This is a genomic window from Seonamhaeicola marinus, from assembly GCF_008085455.1.
Genome location: NZ_VSDQ01000530.1, coordinates 1 through 572, shown reverse-complemented (window position 1 = coordinate 572; position 572 = coordinate 1). Strand labels below are relative to the sequence as shown.

The following is a 572-nucleotide window of genomic DNA, read 5'->3' as shown; positions in this document are numbered from 1 at the left end:
AGTGTAAAATTGTTGCAAGCTAATTTACTTGGAGCCTCTGGGCTAGCATCCATTACGTTGGTTTGTATATCAAACTTTCTAGTGTTGTAAAGCAGCATTTTACCTAATTGACCGCCACCTAAAATACCTAGTTTAAAGTTAGAAGAGAAGTAGTTCATTACTATTTTTTTTGTGAAACTGATTTAAGTTATGCAAAAGTACATGAATTTTTTCATTCAGAAATTCTTAAAACCGAATGAAAACATTGTAAATAATGCGCATTATATTGCCATAAAACTAAAATTTACGCAATTATTACACACATTTTTTTTGGGTTAATTATAAAAATGTACTTAAAAGTTAAAAAAAGGATTCTAAAACGTAATTCAAAAACCTAAAAAGGTAAATCATTTAATTATCTTTGCTGCTTTAAAATAAGTTTAGGGTGGTAAAATTACATAACAAATATTTTAAACCGTTTATTACTGCAAATCAAATTGATACAGCTATTGATAAATTGGTTGAAGAAATAGCAAACGATTTAGGAGACGAAATACCTGTTTTTATAGGCATACTAAACGGCTCTTTTATGT

1 pseudogene is annotated in these 572 nt (G+C 28.0%); it reads right to left on the bottom strand.

Annotated elements, in window-relative coordinates:
- Positions 1–158: pseudogene (locus tag FUA24_RS25780) on the bottom strand (5-(carboxyamino)imidazole ribonucleotide synthase); the annotation flags it as partial.
- Between the last annotated feature and the right edge of the window lie 414 nt (positions 159–572).